The 19,286-nt window shown below is 72.0% G+C and carries 17 protein-coding genes; 14 read left to right on the forward strand and 3 right to left on the reverse strand.

Annotation, left to right across the window (positions count from 1 at the left end; genetic code table 11):
* The first annotated feature begins 3 nt into the window (after positions 1-3).
* From ACFQRI_RS19320 to ACFQRI_RS19335, 4 genes are all read left to right on the forward strand, one after another.
* The gene (locus ACFQRI_RS19320) at positions 4-801 is read left to right on the forward strand and encodes a thioesterase family protein (protein WP_380670569.1); all 798 of its coding nucleotides are present in this window, start codon (positions 4-6) and stop codon (positions 799-801) included.
* A complete protein-coding gene (locus ACFQRI_RS19325; protein ID WP_380670571.1) occupies positions 798-1,130 on the forward strand; it encodes a helix-turn-helix domain-containing protein in 333 nt (110 codons plus the stop codon). The genes ACFQRI_RS19320 and ACFQRI_RS19325 overlap by 4 nt, the downstream gene beginning before the upstream one ends.
* Before the next feature lie 120 nt (positions 1,131-1,250).
* A complete protein-coding gene (locus ACFQRI_RS19330) occupies positions 1,251-2,855 on the forward strand; it encodes a GMC family oxidoreductase (protein ID WP_380670573.1) in 1,605 nt (534 codons plus the stop codon).
* Positions 2,856-2,991: 136 nt separating this feature from the next.
* Entirely contained in the window at positions 2,992-4,509 is a 1,518-nt protein-coding gene (locus tag ACFQRI_RS19335) for a UxaA family hydrolase (RefSeq protein ID WP_380670575.1), read from the forward strand.
* 99 nt (positions 4,510-4,608) lie between these two features.
* Here ACFQRI_RS19335 and ACFQRI_RS19340 read toward each other — a convergent pair whose 3' ends face one another.
* A complete protein-coding gene (locus ACFQRI_RS19340) occupies positions 4,609-6,048 on the reverse strand; it encodes an alanine/glycine:cation symporter family protein (protein WP_380670577.1) in 1,440 nt (479 codons plus the stop codon).
* A 146-nt stretch (positions 6,049-6,194) separates the two neighbouring features.
* Between ACFQRI_RS19340 and ACFQRI_RS19345 the strand changes: the two genes are divergently transcribed.
* From ACFQRI_RS19345 to ACFQRI_RS19370, 6 genes are all read left to right on the forward strand, one after another.
* A complete protein-coding gene (locus tag ACFQRI_RS19345) occupies positions 6,195-7,097 on the forward strand; it encodes a dihydrodipicolinate synthase family protein (protein ID WP_380670579.1) in 903 nt (300 codons plus the stop codon).
* A gap of 79 nt (positions 7,098-7,176) precedes the next feature.
* Positions 7,177-8,178: a proline racemase family protein gene (locus tag ACFQRI_RS19350; protein WP_380670580.1), complete on the forward strand. Its 1,002-nt coding sequence runs from the start codon at positions 7,177-7,179 to the stop codon at positions 8,176-8,178.
* A 38-nt stretch (positions 8,179-8,216) separates the two neighbouring features.
* A complete protein-coding gene (locus ACFQRI_RS19355; protein WP_380670582.1) occupies positions 8,217-9,371 on the forward strand; it encodes an NAD(P)/FAD-dependent oxidoreductase in 1,155 nt (384 codons plus the stop codon).
* Entirely contained in the window at positions 9,368-9,688 is a 321-nt protein-coding gene (locus tag ACFQRI_RS19360) for a (2Fe-2S)-binding protein (RefSeq protein WP_380670584.1), read from the forward strand. Before ACFQRI_RS19355 ends, ACFQRI_RS19360 begins: the two co-directional genes overlap by 4 nt.
* The gene (locus ACFQRI_RS19365) at positions 9,681-11,153 is read left to right on the forward strand and encodes an FAD-dependent oxidoreductase (RefSeq protein WP_380670586.1); all 1,473 of its coding nucleotides are present in this window, start codon (positions 9,681-9,683) and stop codon (positions 11,151-11,153) included. Before ACFQRI_RS19360 ends, ACFQRI_RS19365 begins: the two co-directional genes overlap by 8 nt.
* Before the next feature lie 77 nt (positions 11,154-11,230).
* A complete protein-coding gene (locus ACFQRI_RS19370; protein WP_380670588.1) occupies positions 11,231-11,902 on the forward strand; it encodes a GntR family transcriptional regulator in 672 nt (223 codons plus the stop codon).
* A 59-nt stretch (positions 11,903-11,961) separates the two neighbouring features.
* Here the strand turns inward: ACFQRI_RS19370 and ACFQRI_RS19375 are convergent, their stop codons facing one another.
* Together ACFQRI_RS19375 and ACFQRI_RS19380 are read right to left on the reverse strand one after the other, a co-directional pair.
* Positions 11,962-13,284: an MFS transporter gene (locus ACFQRI_RS19375; protein ID WP_380670590.1), complete on the reverse strand. Its 1,323-nt coding sequence runs from the start codon at positions 13,282-13,284 to the stop codon at positions 11,962-11,964.
* Positions 13,285-13,426: 142 nt separating this feature from the next.
* The gene (locus ACFQRI_RS19380) at positions 13,427-14,572 is read right to left on the reverse strand and encodes a CaiB/BaiF CoA transferase family protein (protein ID WP_380670592.1); all 1,146 of its coding nucleotides are present in this window, start codon (positions 14,570-14,572) and stop codon (positions 13,427-13,429) included.
* Between the two features lie 129 nt (positions 14,573-14,701).
* On the opposite strand from ACFQRI_RS19380, the gene ACFQRI_RS19385 reads away from it, so the two are divergent.
* The 4 genes from ACFQRI_RS19385 to ACFQRI_RS19400 all read left to right on the forward strand — a co-directional run bounded on the left by ACFQRI_RS19385 (position 14,702) and on the right by ACFQRI_RS19400 (position 19,270).
* Positions 14,702-15,406: a GntR family transcriptional regulator gene (locus ACFQRI_RS19385; protein ID WP_380670594.1), complete on the forward strand. Its 705-nt coding sequence runs from the start codon at positions 14,702-14,704 to the stop codon at positions 15,404-15,406.
* A gap of 135 nt (positions 15,407-15,541) precedes the next feature.
* A complete protein-coding gene (gene solA / locus ACFQRI_RS19390; protein ID WP_380670596.1) occupies positions 15,542-16,690 on the forward strand; it encodes an N-methyl-L-tryptophan oxidase in 1,149 nt (382 codons plus the stop codon).
* Positions 16,680-18,119: a sodium:solute symporter family protein gene (locus tag ACFQRI_RS19395; RefSeq protein ID WP_380670598.1), complete on the forward strand. Its 1,440-nt coding sequence runs from the start codon at positions 16,680-16,682 to the stop codon at positions 18,117-18,119. The genes solA and ACFQRI_RS19395 overlap by 11 nt, the downstream gene beginning before the upstream one ends.
* Positions 18,116-19,270: an NAD(P)/FAD-dependent oxidoreductase gene (locus ACFQRI_RS19400; RefSeq protein ID WP_380670600.1), complete on the forward strand. Its 1,155-nt coding sequence runs from the start codon at positions 18,116-18,118 to the stop codon at positions 19,268-19,270. The genes ACFQRI_RS19395 and ACFQRI_RS19400 overlap by 4 nt, the downstream gene beginning before the upstream one ends.
* The last annotated feature ends 16 nt before the right edge of the window (positions 19,271-19,286 follow it).

Below are 19,286 nucleotides of genomic sequence, written 5' to 3' on the forward strand. Positions count from 1 at the left end.
CCGGTGGCCGACAGCGACGAGGCGTTCTTCCACCTCGACGGGGACCAGCTGGTCCCCTCCACGCGCGCGGACAGCCCGTGGGCGCCGGACATGATGCACGGACGGCTGTTCGGCGGCCTGCTGGCCAGGTCGCTGGAGCGCGAGCACGGTTCGCCGGAGTTCCAGTTCAGCAGGTTGACGGTGGACCTGTTCCGCAGCGCCAAGCTGGAGCCGGTGCGGGTGCGCACCGAGCGGGTGCGCGACGGGCGCCGCATCCGGGTCGCCGACGCCACGATCCACGCCGGGGACAAGGCGGTGGCCCGGGCCAGCGCGGTGCTGCTGCGCCGCGGCGAGCAGCCGATGCACGAGGTGCCCAGCACGCCCGCGTGGGACGCGCCGGCACCCGCCGAGCTCGGCCCGCCCCCGGAGTCGCCGGGCAAGTGGGTCGCGCCGTTCGACGTGTGGAAGGTGGACTCGGACGGCCGGGCCGCCGATTGGTCGGCGAAGTCGCGGCGCGCCTGGCTGCGCGACACCCACGACCTGGTCGCCGGTGAGCCGATGACGCCGTTCCAGCGGGTGGCCACGGCCGCGGACTTCGCCAGCCCGCTGACCAACTTCGCGCCCAGCGGCGTGCTGGAGTTCATCAACGCCGACTACACCCTCACGCTGAGCAGGCTGCCGGACAGCGCCGAGATCGGCATGGAGGCCACCGGGCACCTCGACGCCGAGGGCGTGGCCACCGGCAGCTGCACCTTCCACGACACGCGGGGCCCGATCGGCTACTGCGCGCTGAGCGCGGTGGCCAATCCCGCGATGCGGTGACGGATCCGCTCGCCACTCGAACGAGAGAATCCCCGGAGCACATCGCCCCGGGGATTTCTCGTGCGGAAGAGCGGTTCGCCGAGGCGCTCCCGCTCGCCGAGCTGGCGGCCGCGGTGAGCTGCAGCCCGCGGACGCTGACCCGGTCGTTCGTCCGCGCGACGGGCTTGACGCCGCTGCGGTGCCAGCACGCCCTGCGGCTGGAGCGGGCCGAGCACCTGCTCGATCGGGGCGCCACCGCGGAGTCCGCCGCGAGGTCGGTCGGGTTCGCCGACGCGCGCATGCTGCGCCGGATCCGCGAGCGCGAGGTTCCGCAGAGCCCGGGCCGCTGAGCGCTCCGGTGACTCCGGTGGAGCCTTGACTCCGAGTCATACACATATCCATGATCTGTATGACCGCCGCGAGGTGGTGGCGCGTGGAGTAGTCAACGACGACAGCTCTGAGGAGTTCCCGTGAGCGATGCCGATTACATCGTCGTCGGAGCCGGTAGCGCCGGCGCCATCGTGGCCAGCAGGCTCGCCGAGCGCGGAGCCGAGGTGCTGCTGCTGGAGGCCGGGCGCGCGGACGACACGCCGCTGGTCGGGGTGCCCGGGATGATCTCGCTGATGCACACCGTGCCGCAGCTGAAGAAGCAGGTCACCTGGAAGCAGAGCTCGGTGCCGCAGAAGCACGCCGACGAGCGCGAGATCCCGATGACCCGCGGCAAGGTGCTCGGCGGTTCCAGCTCGGTCAACGGGATGCTGTTCGTGCGCGGCAACCGGGCCAACTACGACTCCTGGGCCGCCGAGGGCTGCGACGGCTGGAGCTACGACGACGTGCTCCCCGCCTTCAAGCGGCTGGAGAACTGGGAGGGCGGGGCCAGCGACCTGCGCGGCGCCGGCGGACCGATCGAGGTCACCAGGCAGAAGGACCTCACCCCGGCATCGCAGCAGTTCATGGCCGCGGCCTCGGAAACCCTCGGCGTGCCGGTCATCGACGACTACAACGGGGAGTCGCAGGAGGGCGTGGCGGTCTTCCAGCAGAGCGCGAACCGCGGCCGCCGCTACAGCTCGGCGCGCGGATACCTCACCGAGCGGGAGCTGCCGACGCTGAAGGTGCGCACCCACGTGCACGTCCGACGCGTGATCATCGACGACGGCAGGGCCACCGGCGTCGAGATCTCCGACACCAGGACCGGCAAGCAGCAGGTGCTGCGCGCCGGTTCCGGCGTGGTCGTCTCGGCCGGGGTCATCGGTTCGCCGCAGGTGCTGATGCTCTCCGGTATCGGACCGGCCGGGCACCTGCGGGAGGTGGGCGTCGACGTGCTCGCCGACCTGCCGGTGGGCGAGAACCTGCACGACCACCTGTTCGTGCCGATGACCTTCCTCAGCGACAAGGCGGTGCACCGCTCCACGCCCGGCCACCTGCTCAGCGGGATCGCCAAGGAGACCTTCGGGACGCGCGGGGAGTCCTGGATCGGGCGCAGCCTGTTCGAATCCGTCGGGTTCGCGCGCACCTCGCGCGCCCGCGACGTGCCGGACCTGCAGATCCACACCATCCCGTGGAGCTACCCGACGCCGAACCAGGACGCCGACAAGCTGCACCGCACCGACACCCGCCCGGCGCTGACGATCTTCCCCACGCTGATCTACCCGCACAGCCGCGGGCAGGTGCGGCTGGCCTCGGCGGACCCGATGGCCGCGCCGCTGATCGATCCCGGCTACCTCAGCGACCCTGCCGATGCGGACTTCCTGGTCGAGGCGATCTCGACGATCCGCGAGGTGATGGCGAACAAGACCATCGCAGGCGACGTGAAGTGCGAGTTCAGCCCGGGCCCGGAGTTCACCGACGAGACCGCGCTGCGCCGCGAGCTGCCGCGGCGGATCCACTCGGTCTACCACCCGGTGGGCACCTGCCGGATGGGCGCCGACGAGCGCGCGGTGGTCGACCCGCAGCTGCGGGTGCGCGGCGTGGACGGGCTGTGGGTGGCCGACGCGTCGATCATGCCGAGCATCCCCGGCGGGAACACCAACGCGCCGTCGCTGATGATCGGCGAGATGGCGGCCTCGCTGATCTGAGGGCGCTCCGGCGGCTTCGGGAAATCCGGCGCAGACTGCGATGACAACCGCTGTTCGCAGCACTATGGTCGTGTTCACCTGCACGAACTGTTTTCATAGATGTGAAGCGAGGGTGATCCGGTTGTCGTCGCCGACCTTGGACCAGTTGGGATTCCGCCTGCACGCCGACGATTCCGTGCTCATCGCACGGCAGGACATCGAGCCGGGCACCTACGAAGGCCTCAGCGTCAGCACCCAGGTACCGCGCGGCCACAAGCTGGCCACCTCCGCGCTCGCCGAGGGCGAGCCGGTGCGCAAGTACGGCCAGATCATCGGCTTCGCCGCGCGCGCCATCGCCGCGGGCGAGCACGTGCACACGCACAACGTCGACTACCACGAGTTCCAGCGCGAGCACGCCTTCGGCGCCGACGTCACGCCCACCGAGCACGTCGCCGAAGCCGAGCGCGCCACCTTCCAGGGCTTCGTGCGCCCCGACGGCCGCGTCGGCACCCGCAACTACCTCGCGGTGCTGACCTCGGTGAACTGCTCGGCGACCGCGGCCAAGATGATCGCCCGCAAGGTCGAGGCCTCCGGGATCCTCGACGACTACCCGAACGTCGACGGCGTCTGCCCGCTGACCCACACGCTGGGCTGCGGGCACTCCGGTGCGGGCAACGAGGGCTTCGAGGTGCTGCGCCGCGCCCTGCAGGGCTACGCCGGGCACCCCAACGTCGCCGGGCTGCTGGTGCTCGGGCTGGGCTGCGAGGTCAACCAGATCAAGTCGCTGACCTCGGACCTGAACCTGCCCGAGGGCATGCCGGTGCACGCGATGACCATCCAGGAGTTCGGCGGCACCAAGAAGACCGTCGCCGAGGGCGTGCGGCGCATCGAGGAGATGCTGCCGGTGGCCGACGCCAACCGGCGCCAGACCGTCGGCGCCGACAAGCTGATGCTGGCCATGGAGTGCGGCGGGTCGGACGCCTACTCCGGCATCACCGCCAACCCGGCGCTGGGCGCGGCCGCCGACCTGCTGATCCGCCACGGCGGCACCGCGGTGTTCGGCGAGACGCCGGAGATCTACGGCGCCGAGCACCTGCTGACCCGGCGCGCTGTCTCCCGCGAGGTCGGCGAGAAGCTGGTCGACCGCATCCGCTGGTGGGAGAAGCACGTCCAGGCCGACGGCAGCTCGATCAACAACAACCCCTCCCCCGGCAACAAGGAGGGCGGGCTGACCACGATCCTGGAGAAGTCGCTGGGCGCGGCGGCCAAGGGCGGCACGACCAACCTGGTCGACGTGCTGCAGTACGCCGAGCCGATCACCCGGCCCGGGCTGATGTTCATGGACACGCCCGGCTACGACCCGGTCAACGCCACCGGGATGATCGCCGGCGGCGCGCAGCTGCTGTGCTTCACCACCGGCCGCGGCTCGGCCTTCGGCTGCAAGCCCGCGCCGAGCATCAAGCTGGCCACCAACACCCCGCTGTACGAGCGGATGACCGACGACATGGACATCAACTGCGGCGTGGTGGCCGACGGCGAGCTGACCGTGCCCGAGATGGGCGAGCAGATCTTCCAGCACATCCTGCGCGTGGCCTCCGGCGAGGAGACCAAGAGCGAGGAGCTCGGCTACGGCGAGGAGGAGTTCGTGCCCTGGCACCTGTCCACGGTGCTGTGACCACCGCCCCTTCTCCGAGATGAGCCCCCTGGACTCCGAGCGCTCCTGGGGCTCATCTCGGGAAGAGCGGTGACGCGCACCTGGAGCAGGGGAGGGACGTCAGCGACGACGCACCGGTTCCGCGCCGGGGCCCCAGCAGTCGAGACCGGTCATCCCGATCGCGACGGGGTCGAAGGTCGGGTCCAGGCCGCGCCGCCGCTGCGCGTCGAAGTCGCGCAGCGCCCGCAGGGCCGGTTTCGCCAGCAGCAGCAGGCACAGCATGTTCACCCAGGCCAGCGCGGCGTAGCCGACGTCGCCGACGGCCCAGATCAGGTCGGCGGACTGCACAGCTCCCCAGAACGTCGTCCCGAGCAGGACGACCTTGAGGACCGCCGTGGCCGCGGCGGGGGTGCGGCCGAGCACGTAGGCGAGGTTGGTCTCGCTGATGTAGTAGAAGGCAACCAGCGTCGAGAACGCGAACAGCGCGATCGCGATCGCGACGAACGGGCCACCGGCACCGACGAGCACCGAGTCCATCGCGGCCTGGGTGTAGGCGGGGCCCGCCTCGGTCCCCGGCAGGTTCGAGGCCAGGGCGGGACCACCGGGGGGCTGGACGTTGTAGGCACCGGTCACGATGATCATCAGCCCGGTCGCCAAGCAGAGGAACAGGGTGTCGACGTAGATCGAGAAGCACTGCACGAGACCCTGCTTGGCCGGGTGCGAGACCTCGGCCGCGGCCGAGCCGTAGGTGCCTTCGCCGACGCCCGCCACGTTGGAGAACAGCGCGCGGCGCACGCCCCACGCGATCGCCGAACCGAGGATCCCCCCGTAGACGGAGTTCGCGCCGAACGCGCTGGAGAGCACCAGCCCCGCGGCGGCGGGCAGCGCGGTCGCGTTGACGGCCAGCACCACCACGGCCGCGATCACGTAGGCCACCGCCATGAAGGGGACGACGACCTCGACGAAGATCACGATGCGCCGACGACCCCCGAGGACGACGAACGCCAGCGCCCCGGTGACGACGAGCCCGCTGATCAGCGGATCGACGCCCAGGGCCGAGCCGAAGCTGCTGGAGATCGCGTTGGACTGCACGCCGGGTGCCAGCACCGCGTAGAGCAGCGCCGCGACGGAGGCGCCGACGAGCGCGACCTTGCGCATCCCGAGGCCCTGCTCGATGTAGTACGGCATGCCGCCGCGGAACTCCCCGTCGATCCGGCGCTTGTAGATCTGCGCGAGGGTGGACTCCACGAAAGCCGTTGCTCCGCCCAGGAAGGCCATCACCGACATCCAGAAGAGCGCACCCGGACCACCCGCGGCGATCGCGGTCGCGACGCCGGCGATGTTGCCGACTCCGATCCGGCTGGACAACGTCAGCGACAGCGCTTGGAACGACGAGATGCCCTCCGCCGACCGCTCGCCCCGCACCAGCTGCCGCAGCATCGCCGGGAGCAGGCGGAGCTGCGCGCATCGGGTCAGAACCGTCAGGACCAGCCCGAAGCCCAGCGCCAGGACGACGAGCGGTGTCCAGAGCCAATCGTTGATCTGGGTCAGCAGGCCCATTCGCGCGCCCTCCTCATCGAGCCGACGAACGCGGGACGTGACATGTAACATTGCATAGAGCGTGCGTCACGTCACAGGAACCTACGTGCTTGCGACCGTCAGTGCAATGTCACATACTTCTTCACAACCCCTTGAAGGGAGGCTCGATGACCGAGCTCAAGCCCTGGCGCGGCATCCACGTCGCCTCGGCCCTGCCGTTCGACGACGACCTGTCGATCGACTACGACGGCTTCGCCGAGCACGTCCGGTGGCTCGCCGCGAACGGCGTGCACGGCATCACGCCGAACGGCTCGCTGGGCGAGTACCAGACCCTGACCGCCGAGGAACGCGCACAGGTGGTGACCACCGCGATCGAGGCCGCCCCGGAGGGCTTCCACGTGATGCCAGGGGTCGCCGCCTACGGCGCGCTGGAAACCCGCCGGTGGGTGGAGCACGCCGCCGAGGCAGGAGCGCACTCGGTGCTGCTGCTGCCGCCGAACGCCCACCGCGCCGATCGCGCGGCGATCGTGCAGCACTACCGGATGGCCGCGCAGGTCGGCATCCCGATCGTGGCCTACAACAACCCGTTCGACACCAAGGTCGACCTCTCCCCCGCGCTGCTGGCCGAGCTGCACGCCGAGGGCTGCATCGTCGGCGTGAAGGAGTTCACCGGCGACGTGCGGCGCGCCTACGAGATCGACGAGCTCGCCCCGGACCTCGACCTGCTGGTCGGCAGCGATGACGTGCTGGTCGAGCTGGGCCTGGCAGGTGCAGTCGGCTGGATCGCGGGCTACCCCAACGCTCTGCCCGCCGCCTGCCGCGAGCTCTACGAGCTGGCCACCTCGGGCGATCCGGGCGACCTCACCGAGGCGCTGCCGATCTACCGCGACCTGCACCCGCTGCTGCGGTGGGACTCCAAGACCGAGTTCGTGCAGGCGATCAAGCTGTCGATGGACGTGGCGGGCCGCCGGGGCGGCGCCTGTCGCCCGCCGCGCGCACCACTGGCGCCCGAGGTCGCCGAGCGCATCGCGAACGACACCGAGAAGGTCCTGGCCAAGGGCCACGCCTGACCGATCGAGGGGACGGTGGGCGCCGTCCCGCTCCGCGGAGCGGCGCCCAACACGTCCGCAGCGTCGAAAGGAGCGGTCGATGAGGACCAGTCGTGTCCTGCACGCCGTGGATTCGCACACCGAGGGCATGCCGACCCGGGTGATCACCGGCGGCGTCGGGGTCGTTCCCGGGGCGACGATGGCCGAGCGGCGGCAGTGGTTCGTCGAGAACAACGACGACCTGCGCACCCTGCTGATGTGCGAGCCCCGGGGGCACGCGTCGATGTCCGGGGCGATCCTGCAACCGCCGACCCGCCCCGACGCGGACTGGGGCGTGTTGTTCATCGAGGTCTCCGGCCTGCTGCCGATGTGCGGGCACGGCACCATCGGCACCGCGACGGTGCTGGTCGAGACCGGGATGGTCCCGGTGACGGAACCGGTCACCCAGGTCCGGCTGGACACTCCCGCCGGTCTCGTGGTCGCCGACGTCGCGGTCCGCAACGGGCACGCCGAGGCGGTGACGATCAAGAACGTGCCCTCGTACAGCCATGCACTCGACCAGAAGATCGACGTGCCGGGGTTCGGCCAGGTGGTCTGCGATCTGGCCTTCGGCGGCAACTTCTACGCCGTCGTCGACCTGGAGGCGCTGGGCCTGCCCTTCGAGCGCGCCGCCAAGCAGCGACTCCTCGACGCCGGTCTGGCGATCATGTCGGCGATCAACGAGCAAGCACGGCCGGTGCACCCCGAGCGGCCCGACATCGCCGGCTGCCACCACGTCTACCTCAAGGCACCGAACTCGACCGCTCAGCGCTCACGGCACGCCATGGCCATCCACCCGGGCTGGTTCGACCGCTCGCCGTGCGGTACCGGCACCAGCGCCCGGATGGCGCAGCTGCACGCGCGCGGCGAACTCGCGCTCGACACCGACTTCGTCAACGAATCCTTCATCGGCACCACCTTCGTGGGCAGGCTCGTCGAACGAACCGAGGTCGCCGGTCGGGTCGCGGTGGTGCCCACGATCACCGGCCGCGCCTGGATCACCGGCACCGCGCAGTACGTGCTCGACCCCTCCGACCCCTTCCCCGCGGGCTTCGAGCTCTGACCGCCCGCACGGCCCGGAACCGACCAACGGAGGCAGCGATGGCAAGCACCGCCGACGTCGTCGTCATCGGAGCAGGCGCCCTCGGCGCCGCGTGCGCCTTCTTCGCCGCCGAACGGGGCCTGCGCGTCCAGGTCGTCGAGCGCGGCGAGATCGCCAGCGGAACCACCAGCGCCTGCGAGGGCAACCTGCTGGTCTCGGACAAGGAGGCCGGGCCCGAGCTCGACCTCGCGCTGTACTCCAACCAGGTCTGGCGAGACGATCTCGCGCCGCACAACCACCTGTGGGAGTTCGACGAGAAGGGCGGACTGATCGTCGCCACCACCGAGGACGGGGCCCGGAACCTCGCCGAGCTGACCCGACGTCAGCGCAACGCGGGCATCGCAGCGACCGACCTCGCCGCCGACGAGGTGCACCGCTACGAGCCCCACATCACCGAAGGCCTCACCGCAGCCGCGTTCTACCCGCAGGACTGCCAGGTCCAGCCGATGCTGATGGCTGCGCAACTGATCCGCCTCGCTCGCGCGGCGGGCGCGCGGATCCGGACGCGCACCGAGGTCACCGGACTGCTCCGCAGCGGCGACGCGGTGACCGGTGTGGCCACCACCCGCGGCGAGGTCCACGCCGAGCACGTCATCAACGCCGCCGGGACCTGGGCCGCCGACCTCGCCCAGCTCGCGGGGGTGCGGCTGCCGATCCTGCCGCGGCGCGGGTTCGTGCTGGTCACCGAACCGCTGCCGCGGACGGTCTTCCACAAGGTCTACTCCGGCGACTACGTCGCCAGCACCACCTCATCCGACGCGGGGTTGCAGACCTCCACGGTCATCGAAGGCACCCGGGCGGGCACCGTCCTGATCGGTTCCTCCCGCGAGCGCGTCGGATTCGACGCCACCGTCTCGCTGCCCGCGCTGCGCCAGATCGCGGCCAAGGCCGTGCGACTGTACCCGGCGCTGGCCAAGACCAAGATCATGCGCAACTACTCCGGCTTCCGCCCGTACTGCGCCGACCACCTCCCGGTGATCGGCCACGACCCGCGCGCGCCCGGTCTGTGGCACGCCTCGGGGCACGAGGGCGCCGGGATCGGGCTCTCGGTCGGTTCGGCGAAGCTGCTCGTCCAGCAGCTGACCGGCGCGGGGCCCGACCTCGACCTGGCGCCCTTCGCGCCCGAGCGCTTCGATCTCGTGGAGGCATCATGAGTCCCGCCCAACGGTCCGAGCCCGAACCGGAGCGCTTCCAGGTCGCGTTCGACGGCCGCGCGCTGCCCGCGACCGCGGGCCAGAGCCTCGCAGCGGTCCTGCTCGACGCCGGGATCCGGTCCTGGCGCACCACCCGCGTCCAGCACCGGCCGCGCGGCCTGTTCTGCGGCATCGGAATCTGCTACGACTGCCTGCTCACCGTCGACGGCGTGCCCAACCAGCGCGCCTGCCTGGTCCCGGCACGGCCGGGCATGACGCTGTCCAGCACCTCGCCGGAGCACCGGCCGTTCGAGACCGGGGAGGACACCGTTGACTGAACCCGCATCCGCGCGCGCCCGCTACGACGTCGCCGTGGTCGGGGCGGGCCCGGCCGGGCTCGCCGCGGCCGTGAGCGCGGCCGAGGCCGGTCGCCGAGTCGTGCTCGTCGATTCCGGGGAGCAACCGGGCGGCCAGTACTGGCGCCGCCCCGACGATTCCGCCCCGCGCGGGCCGGAATCGCTCGGTCAGCACGACTGGCCCACCTTCACCGACCTGCGCACCCGGCTTCGCCTGCTCAGCAGCCGACAGCGGATCACCCACCTGCCCCGCCGGCAGGTCTGGTTCGTCGAACGACCCGCGCGCGCCGAGGTGCCGAGCCACACCCTGCACCTGACCACCGCCCACGTGGAAGCCGCGGCCGACATCGCCCCGCGCTCGGTGACCGCCGACGCGCTGATCCTGTGCCCCGGCGGATACGACCGCCAGCTGCCGATCCAGGGCTGGGACCTGCCCGGGGTGATGGCCGCGGGCGGTGTGCAAGCCCTGCTGAAGGCCCACCGCACCTTGGCGGGTCGGCGTGCGGTCGTGGCCGGGACCGGCCCGTTCCTGCTTCCGGTGGCCGCCGGTCTGGCCAGGGCCGGTGCTGAGGTCGTCGCCGTCTGCGAGGCCGGATCGATCACCGGCTGGGCCCGGCACCCGCTGGCCGCCGCAGCGATCCCGGCGAAAGCGCGCGAAGCCGTCGAGCACGCCGCCGCGCTGGCCCGGCACCGCATCCCGTACCGGCAGCGGACCGCGGTCACCGCTATCCGCGGCGACGAGGCCGTGCGGTCGGTCGAGCTGTCCCGGCTGGACCGCGAAGGCCGCATCCGCGGCCGGGCGGGATCCGCCGAGGTCGACCTCGTCGCGCTCGGATGGGGCTTCACGCCCTCGCTGGAGCTCATCACCGCGACCGGCGCCGCGACCCGCAAGGACGTCGACGACTCGCTCGTGGCGGTGGTCGACGCGGAACAGCGCGCCACCGCGCCCGGCGTCTACGTCGCGGGCGAGGCCACCGGCGTCGGCGGGGCGATGCTCGCGGTGGCCGAAGGCGCGCTCGCCGGTCTGACCGCCGCGCGAGACCAGCGCGAGCAGGTCTCGCAGGCGGACGTGCGGGCGCTGCGGACGCGCATCGCCCGCCACCGTCGCTTCGCCGCGGCCATGCACACCGCGCACCCCGTGCCCCCTCGCTGGCACGAATGGCTGCGACCGGAGACCACGATCTGCCGGTGCGAAGAGGTCAGCCACGAGCAGGTGCGGACGGCGCGTGACGACCTCGGGGCCGGTGACGCGCGCACCGTCAAGCTGCTGGCGCGGCCCGGGATGGGCTGGTGCCAGGGTCGGGTCTGCGGCTTCGCCGCGGCGAAGCTCACCGCCGCCGCGGAGGGCCGCGAGCTCACCGCCGAGGACCTCCGACCCACCGCCAAGCAGTCGTTCACCGCGCCCGTCCCGCTCGAGCAGCTCGCCGAAACCACGCAACCCGGGTGAAGCGGCCGGAGACGCCGGTCCAGCAGCCGCAGTACCACGTCACATACCATGGATGTGCGCAGAACGTGGAGGTAGCGGTGGGTCCGAAGCTGGTTCAGATGGAGAAGGTCAGCATGCGCGACCGCGTCGGGCGGGCGCTGCGGGCGGCGATCATCTCCGGCGAGATGGAGCCCGGCGTGGTGTACTCGGCGCCTTCCCTCGCTTCCAGGTTCGGCGTGTCGGCCACGCCGGTCCGGGAAGCCATGCTCGACCTGGTGCGCGAGGACCTCGTGGCGATCGTGCCGAACAAGGGCTTCCGCGTCACCGAGGTCAGCGAGGCCGACCTCGACCAGATCACCGAGATCCGGCTGCTGATCGAGCCGCCCGCGGTCGGCAAGGTCACCCCCGTGATCCCGCAGGAGGACTTCGCCGAGCTGCGGGAGCTCGCCCAGCGCATCGTCACCCCCGCCGAGGCCGGTGACCTGGTCGAGTACACCGAGGCCGATCGCGTCTTCCACCTGCGCCTGCTCTCCTACGCCAACAACCCGCGGATGAGCGACCTGGTGTCCGACCTGCGCGCCCGCACCAGGCTGTTCGGCCTGACGGCGCTGCGCGAACGCGGCGGGCTCGTCGACGCCGCCAACGAGCACCACGCGATCGTCGACGCCATCGAGTCGCGCGACCCGGACGCCGTCGAATCGCTGATGCGAGCTCACATCAGCCAAGTCCGAGGCCCCTGGGCGAGCCCCTCCCCCGATCCCACCACCTGAGACCAAGCGAAAGGGTCCCCGAGCGCTCGGAGCGCTCGGGGACCCCTCGAGAGCGGAGCTCAGGCCGCGACGGGCTCGCGGACCTCGCGCAGGTCCCAGCGGTGCCGGTGCAGCACCACGGGCACCTGCTCGCCGCGACCCTCGGCGGCGAACACCGCGGCGCGGGCGCGGCGCCACCACACCAGCGTGCGGAAGGCGCCGAAGACCAGCAGCCCGACCAGCGCCAGCATCGCCACGCGGTACTCCGAGCCGCCCGGCATCGGCTCGAAGACCTGCAGCACGAGCCCGACCAGCAGCACCCCCAGCGCGGTGGCCGAGTGCCCGCCGGAGTTGGCCACCCCGGTGGCGGTGCCGACCTGGCGCAGCGCGTTGTAGTCGCGCACCAGGGCGAAGGCCACCGAGGACACCGGCCCGCCGAGCGCGAAGATCACGAACCCGACCGCGATGACCACCACCGGCGGGCGGCCCTGCGGCCAGCCCAGCAGCGCCACCCAGGTCAGCAGGTTCAGCGCCAGGTAGCCCACGACCAGGTACATCCGCACCTCGGGCCGCTTGCCGATCAGCCAGCCCACCATCGGTCCACCGGCGACCTGCCCGATGATCAGCAGGCTCAGCAGCACGCTCGCCGTCGCGGCGGGCACGCCCAAGCCCTCGACCAGGTAGGGGAAGCCCCACAGCAGGGTCAGCGCACCGGAGGCGAACATCGTGCAGAAGTGCGTCCAGAACGCCAGGCGAGTGCCCGGCACCGACCACGCGTCCTTGACCTGCGCCAGCACCGCTCCCCCGCTCCTGGCGGGCGCGGCCTTGGGCGAGTTGTCCCGCACCACCGTGAACGTCATCGCCGCGTAGCCCGCGGTCAGCGCACCGGCCAGCAGGAACGTCGCCGTCCAGCCCAGCGCGCCCAGCGCGGCGGCCAGCGGGAAGGTGGCCGCGACGCCACCGATCGCGCCCAGCGCGCTCGAGACGGTGGCCACCAGCGCGTAGCGCCGCGCGGAGAACAGCGTGGCCACCAGCCGCAGGATGGACACCCACAGCAACGCATCCCCCAGGCCCAGCACACCCCGGGCGAACAACCCCATCGCGTAGGAACCGGACAGCGCGAACAGCACCTGCCCGAACCCCAGCAACAACACCGCCGTGGTGATCACCCGGCGCGGGCCGAAGCGATCCACCAGCAATCCGGTGGGAATCTGCATGCCGGCGTAGATGCCGACCTGCAGCACCGTGAACGCGCTCAGCGCGGCCGGACCGACGTCGAAGCGGTCCAGCGCCTGCGTCCCGGCGACCCCCAAGCTGCCTCTGTGAAATACCGCGGCGAGGTAGGCGACCACCGCCACGCTCCAGATCCACCAAGCCCGACTCTCCGGTCGGTCGGCAGCCACTTGTATGACCTCCCCATGCAGAAGAAACACCCGAACGGTCCAGCACTTCGTATGTCGTCGCGGCGACGGAAATGGTTAGCCGAAATTCGAGTGCACTGCGCCACAATCACGTTCTAGTCCATTGTGGAGGGACGATCGCTGCTCAACCGCGCGGTTCTTCGCCCAGCTCGTCGAGGATTTTCGCGGTGTGCTGCCCGATTTCGGGGACCGGGTCCATGCGCGGCTCGCGGCCGGGCACGGTCACCGGCGGCAGCAGCGCGTCGACACCGCCGACGGGCGTGTCGACCTCCCGCCAGCGATCGCGCGCCGCCAGCTGGGGGTGCTCGGCGAACTCGCCCACGGTGCGCATCCGGGCGTTGGCGATGCCCGCGCCCTCCAGGCGCCGCTCCACCTCCGCGCCGGTGAGCCCGGCGAACACCTCGCCGATCGCGGCCTCCAGCTCGGCGAGGTTGGCGACCCGCTCCGGGTTGCCCGCGAAGCGCGGGTCCTCGGCCAGCTCGGCGCGGCGCAGCACCTGGGCGCAGAACTTCACCCACTCCCGCTCGTTCTGCACGCCGAGGAACACCTGCTGGCCGTCACCGGCCTCGAACGGACCGTAGGGGGCGATGGCGGCGTGCCGGGCGCCGGAGCGCTTCGGGGGCGTGCCGCCGTAGGCGGTGAAGTAGTGCGGGAACCCCATCCACTCGCCGAGCGCCTCGAACAGCGAGACCTCGAAGGCCGTTCCCGCACCGGTGCGCTCCCGCTCGTAGAGCGCGGTGAGCACCCCGCTGAAGGCGTACATTCCGCCGGCGATGTCGGCGGTGGACACGCCGGTCTTGGCCGGTTCGCCCGGCGAGCCGGTGATCGACACCAGCCCGGTCTCGCACTGCACCAGCAGGTCGTAGGCGCGCTTGTCGCGGTAGGGACCGGTGGAGCCGTAGCCTGAGAGGTCGCAGACGATCAGCCGCGGGTCGCGAGCGCGCAGCTCCTCGGCGGACAGGCCCAGCCTGGCCGCCGCGCCCGGCGCCAGGTTCTGCACGAACACGTCGGCCTTGGCCAGCAGCTTGTCCATCGCGCGGCGATCGTCCGGCTCCTTGAGGTCCAGCACGATGGATTCCTTGCTGCGGTTGATCCACACGAAGTGGCTGGACATCCCGTTGACCGTGGTGTCGTAACCGCGGGCGAAGTCGCCGCCGGGGCGTTCCACCTTGATCACCCGGGCACCGAGATCGGCCAGCTGGCGCGTCGCGAACGGAGCCGCCACCGCCTGCTCCAGCGAAACCACGGTCACGCCCTCCAGCGGCAGCATCGCGCCTCCAGCGATTCGCGCGGCCAGTCCGCCCGCGAGCATCACCGCCCGTGAACGCGGTGTCAACGCTCAATCGACCGAACCAATCAAGTATTGACCGGTCAATTGCGCGGGGCTAGATTCCCGGTCGTGGCGACACCGGCGTACCTGCGGATCCGCTCCGAACTGGAGCAGCGGATCCACTCGGGTGCGCTGCCGCCCGGCAGCCGGCTGCCCACCGAGGCGCAGCTGCGCGAGCAGTACTCGGTCAGTCGCGCGACCGCGCAACGCGTGCTGACCGAGCTGGCGCAGGCCGGGCTGGTGGAACGCCACCGGCGGCGGGGGACCTTCGTCGCCGAGGGCGCGCAGCAGCAGAACCTGCTGCGGCTGGCGAACCCCACGCTGCACGGCCCGGAGATCCCCGGGCGGCACGCGGTGGAGTCCGCCGGGGTCGTCCCGGCACGCGATGCCGACGTGGGCATGCCCGGGATCGACGCCGACGCGCCGGTGAACCGGCTGCGCAGGCTGAAGTTCGACAGCGCGGACAACCCGATCGCCGTCGAGCTCACCGCCGTCCCCTTCGAGCTGGCGCCGAAGCTGCTCGACGAGGACCTCGAACAGCTGACCGTGCACGACTACTTCGCCCGCACCGGCGTGCCGGCCGCCAAGTCCCGGGTCTACATCGACCCGGTTCGGCTGGACGCCGCGACCGCCGCCCGGCTGGACCTCACCCCCGACCAGGCGGTGATCCGGCTGCGCAGGCTGACCTGGCTCGCCGACGGCAAGCTCGCCGAGGCGATGTGGCACATCATCCGACCGGACCTCGTCGAGTTCTTCGTCGAGCGCACCCTCTAAGTCCACTTCGGATTCCTGATCCGCGGCGGTTCGGGAAACGCCCCCGCTCGCACGACTTCCCGGCGCGAAGCGCCGCGAGACCTCGTGCGCGCGCGGGCCGTCACCCGCACCGCCCCGCACCTCACGGGAGCACCCATGTCCTCACCACGCATCGCGGTGGTCGGCACCGGAGTCATCGGCGCGATGACCGCCTGGCGGCTGGCCCTGCGCGGCGCCGACGTGCTGGCCTTCGACACGCACTCCCCCGGACACGATCGCGGCGCCTCGGCAGGCGAGTCGCGGATCTTCCGCACCGCCTACAAGGAGGGCCCGGCCTACGTGCCGCTGCTGCAGCGCGCCCGCGAGATGTGGCGCGAGCTGGAGCGCAGCGCCGACGCGCGGCTGCTGACCATGTGCGGCGGGCTGACCATCGGCGCGCCGGACGACCCGGACGTCGCGGCGGTGCGCCGCTGCGCCGAGCAGCAGCACCTCGACCACGAGGTGCTCGGCACCGCCGAGGCCCGGCGGCGCTACCCGCAGCACCACCTCGACGAGGGCGAGGTGATGCTGCTCGACCCGGCGGCCGGGGTGCTGCGCCCGGAACCGGCGGTGCAGGCCGCGCTGCGCGCCGCCGAGTCCGCGGGTGCGCGCGTGCTGCCGCACCACCCGGTCGCCGAGGCCGTCGAGACCTCCTCGGGCTGGCGGATCTCCAGCGGCGGGGAGACCTTCGAGGTCGACCACGCGATCTTCGCGCCCGGCCCGTGGGCCCGAGGGCTGGAACCGCTGCGGCAGCTGCCCGTGCAGCCCCGGGTGATCACCGCCAGTTGGTTCGCGGCGCGCGACGTCGCCGCGCACGAGCCCGATGCGCTGCCGATCGCGATCCGCAGGCACCCCGAGGCCGGGTTCTCCTGCTTCCCGGCGCTCGACGGCGCGTCGATCAAGATCATCCCGCACCACCTGCCCCGCCCGGACCTGGACCGCCCCGAGGACCTGCCGCGCGGCGAGTCCCCGGAGTGGGCTCGCGCGGCGGGGCGGGCGGCCGAACGACTGCTGCCGGGGGTGGTGCCGCACCCGATCCGCATCGCCACCTACGCCGAGGGCTTCACGCCCGACGAGCACGCGCTGCTGGGCGCCCTGCCCGGGAGCGCGAACGCCACGGTGCTGACCGGGTTCTCCGGACACGGCTTCAAGCTCGCCCCGGTGTTCGGCGAGATCGGCACCGATCTGGCGCTGACCGGCACCACCGGGCACGACATCGCGCACCTGGCGCCGGAGCGCTTCGCGGAGGCCGCCGATGTCCGGTGAACCCGCCGCTCAGATCGCCGGTCTGGCGATCGCCAGCCTGCTGGTGATCGGTTCCGGCATCGCACTCTCCGTCTACTTCGGACGCAAGGCCAAGAGCGCGCAGGACTGGTTGTCCGCGGGCGAATCGCTGCCGCTGCTGGTCGTGATCGTCACCCAGTTCGCCACCGCGACCGGGGGCGGCGTGCTGATCGCCCACGTCGGCATCGGCTACGAGTCCGGCTGGTCGGTGTTCGCCTACGAGGGGTGCGTGCTCGTCGGCTTCCTGATCCTGATGCTGATCGCGCGGTGGCTGCGCGAGCAGCGCTTCACCACAGTCCCCGAGATCGTGACCCGGTTGTTCGGGGAGAACAAGCTGGTCACCGCGATCGCCGCGCTGGCCGCACTGGTGGTGCCCTTCGGCTGGCTGGCCACGCAGTTCGTGGCCTTCGGCCAGCTGTTCAGCAGGTTCACCGGAGCATCGCCGACGGTGCTGATCCTGGTGATCATGGTCGCCTCGCTGTTCTTCGTGCTGCCCGGCGGGCTGACCTCGGTCGCCTGGACGGACTTCGTGTTCGGCCTGTTCATGATCGTGATGTCGCTGGGCGTGGCGGGTTACGCCATCCACCTGGCCGGCGGCTGGGGCCAGGTGACCGCGACCGTGCCGCAGCGGCTGTGGGGCTGGGAGGGCATCACCGCGGCCGGGTGGGACCAGATCTGGCTGTGGGTCGCGGCGATCGTGCCGGGCACGCTGACCAACCAGCTGTACTACCAGCGGGTCTTCGCCACCAAGAAGGTCTCCGACGCCCGCCGCGGGCTGGGGCTTTCCGGGTTGACCATGCTCATCGGCGGGATCTACGCCGGTTGCATCGGGCTCGCGGTGCACTCGATGAACCCGGGCCTGGTCAACGAGGAGGACGCGGCGGGGTGGCTGCTCACCCGGCTGCCGGGCTGGCTGGTGGTCGTCTTCGGCGCGTTCCTGGTCTCCACGATCGTGTCGACCACCGGATCCGCCCTGCAATCGGTGGTGGCCAACCTGACCCGCGACGTCTACCAGACCATCGCCGGGCGCGAGATCGGCGAACGGCGCACGGTGACGCTCTCCCGGCTGATCACCGTGGCCGTGTCGGTGCTGGCCGCGGTGCTGGCCATCGTGTTCTCCAAGGCGCTGACCTGGCTGGTGGCCAGCTACGCCTACTCGGCGGCGGCCTTGGCGGCACCGATCTTCCTGGGCTACGCGCTGCGCCGGCGCCGCAGGCTGACCCCGGCGGCGGCCATCGGCGGCATGCTCGCCGGTCTGACCGGCTGCGCGGTGGCCCAGGCGCTCGACACCGCGGTGCCCTACGCGGTCTACGGCATCGGCGCCTCGGCGGTGGTGCTGCTGGCCATCGCGCTGAGCTCGGGCAAGCCGCCCGCGGCGGTCCACGAGGGAGTCAAGGAGGAGCAGGCATGAAGGTTGCGGTGGTCGGGCTCGGCGTGCTGGGCGCCAGCGCAGCTCGCGCGTTGGCCGGGGCGGGCGCCGAGGTGACCGTCTTCGAGCGGGACGCGCCGCTGGCGGGCACGTCCGGGACCTCGTTCGCCTGGGTGAACTCGCACAACAAGAACCCGCGCAGCTACCACGACCTCAACGTCGCGGGCATGGCCGAGCACGTCGCGCTGGCCGAGGACCCCGGCGCGCACCGGCCGTGGCTGGCGCGCACCGGCAACCTGGAGTGGGCCGAGGGCGAGGGGGCCGAACGGCTCGCGCAGTCGGTGGGCGAACTGCGCGCCCGGGACTACCCGGTCGAGTGGATCACCCCGCGCAGAGCGCGGGAACTGGCCCCCGACCTGCGGGTTCCGGACGCCGACATCGCCTTCTACCCGACCGAAGGGTACCTCAACCCGGCGCTGCTGGTGGCCCGGCTGTGGGGCGAGGCCCGCGATCTCGGGGCGCGGCTGCACCGGGCCGAGATCACGGCGATCGGCGAGACGCCCCGCGGGGTGCGGTTGGAGCACGCCGGGGGCGCGCACGAGGCCGATGCCGTGGTCACCGCGACCGGCCGGTGGACCGAGGCGCTGACGGCCACCACCGGTCACCGGGTGGCGGTGGCCGATCCGGACGCCGCGGGCTCGGCGACCGTCGGGCTGCTCGGCTACACCGCCCCCCTGCCGACCCGGCTGAACCTGGTGCTGACCACCCCGGGGCTCAACGTGCGCCCCGAGGGCGGAGGGCGGCTGGTCGTGCAGGGGCTCGACCTCGACGCGCACGCGGATCCCGCCGACCCGCCCGCGACCTCCGGCCAGCACGCCACCGAGCTGTGCCGCAGGCTCGACGCGCTGCTGGAGGGCGCTTCGGGCGCGCGGCTGGAGTCCTTCCGGGTCGGGCAGCGCGCGATGCCCGCCGACGGGCTCACCGCGGCCGGCTTCCTCGACGACAGGTCGCGGATCTACGCGCTGTGCACGCACAGCGGCATCACGCTCGGGCCATTGCTGGGCAAGCTCGCCGCGCAGGAGGTGGTGACCGGTGCGGAGGCCGAGCAGCTGGCGGACTTCCGCCCGCAGCGGCTCGTCGGCGCCACCGACCTGCCCGAGCTGCGCCCGGCCCGCTTCGCCGGCCAGCAGTAGCCGGGGGCCGCGGATC

It is taken from the genome of Saccharopolyspora griseoalba (assembly GCF_042665275.1).
In the GTDB taxonomy this organism is placed as follows: Bacteria; Actinomycetota; Actinomycetes; order Mycobacteriales; family Pseudonocardiaceae; genus Saccharopolyspora; species Saccharopolyspora griseoalba.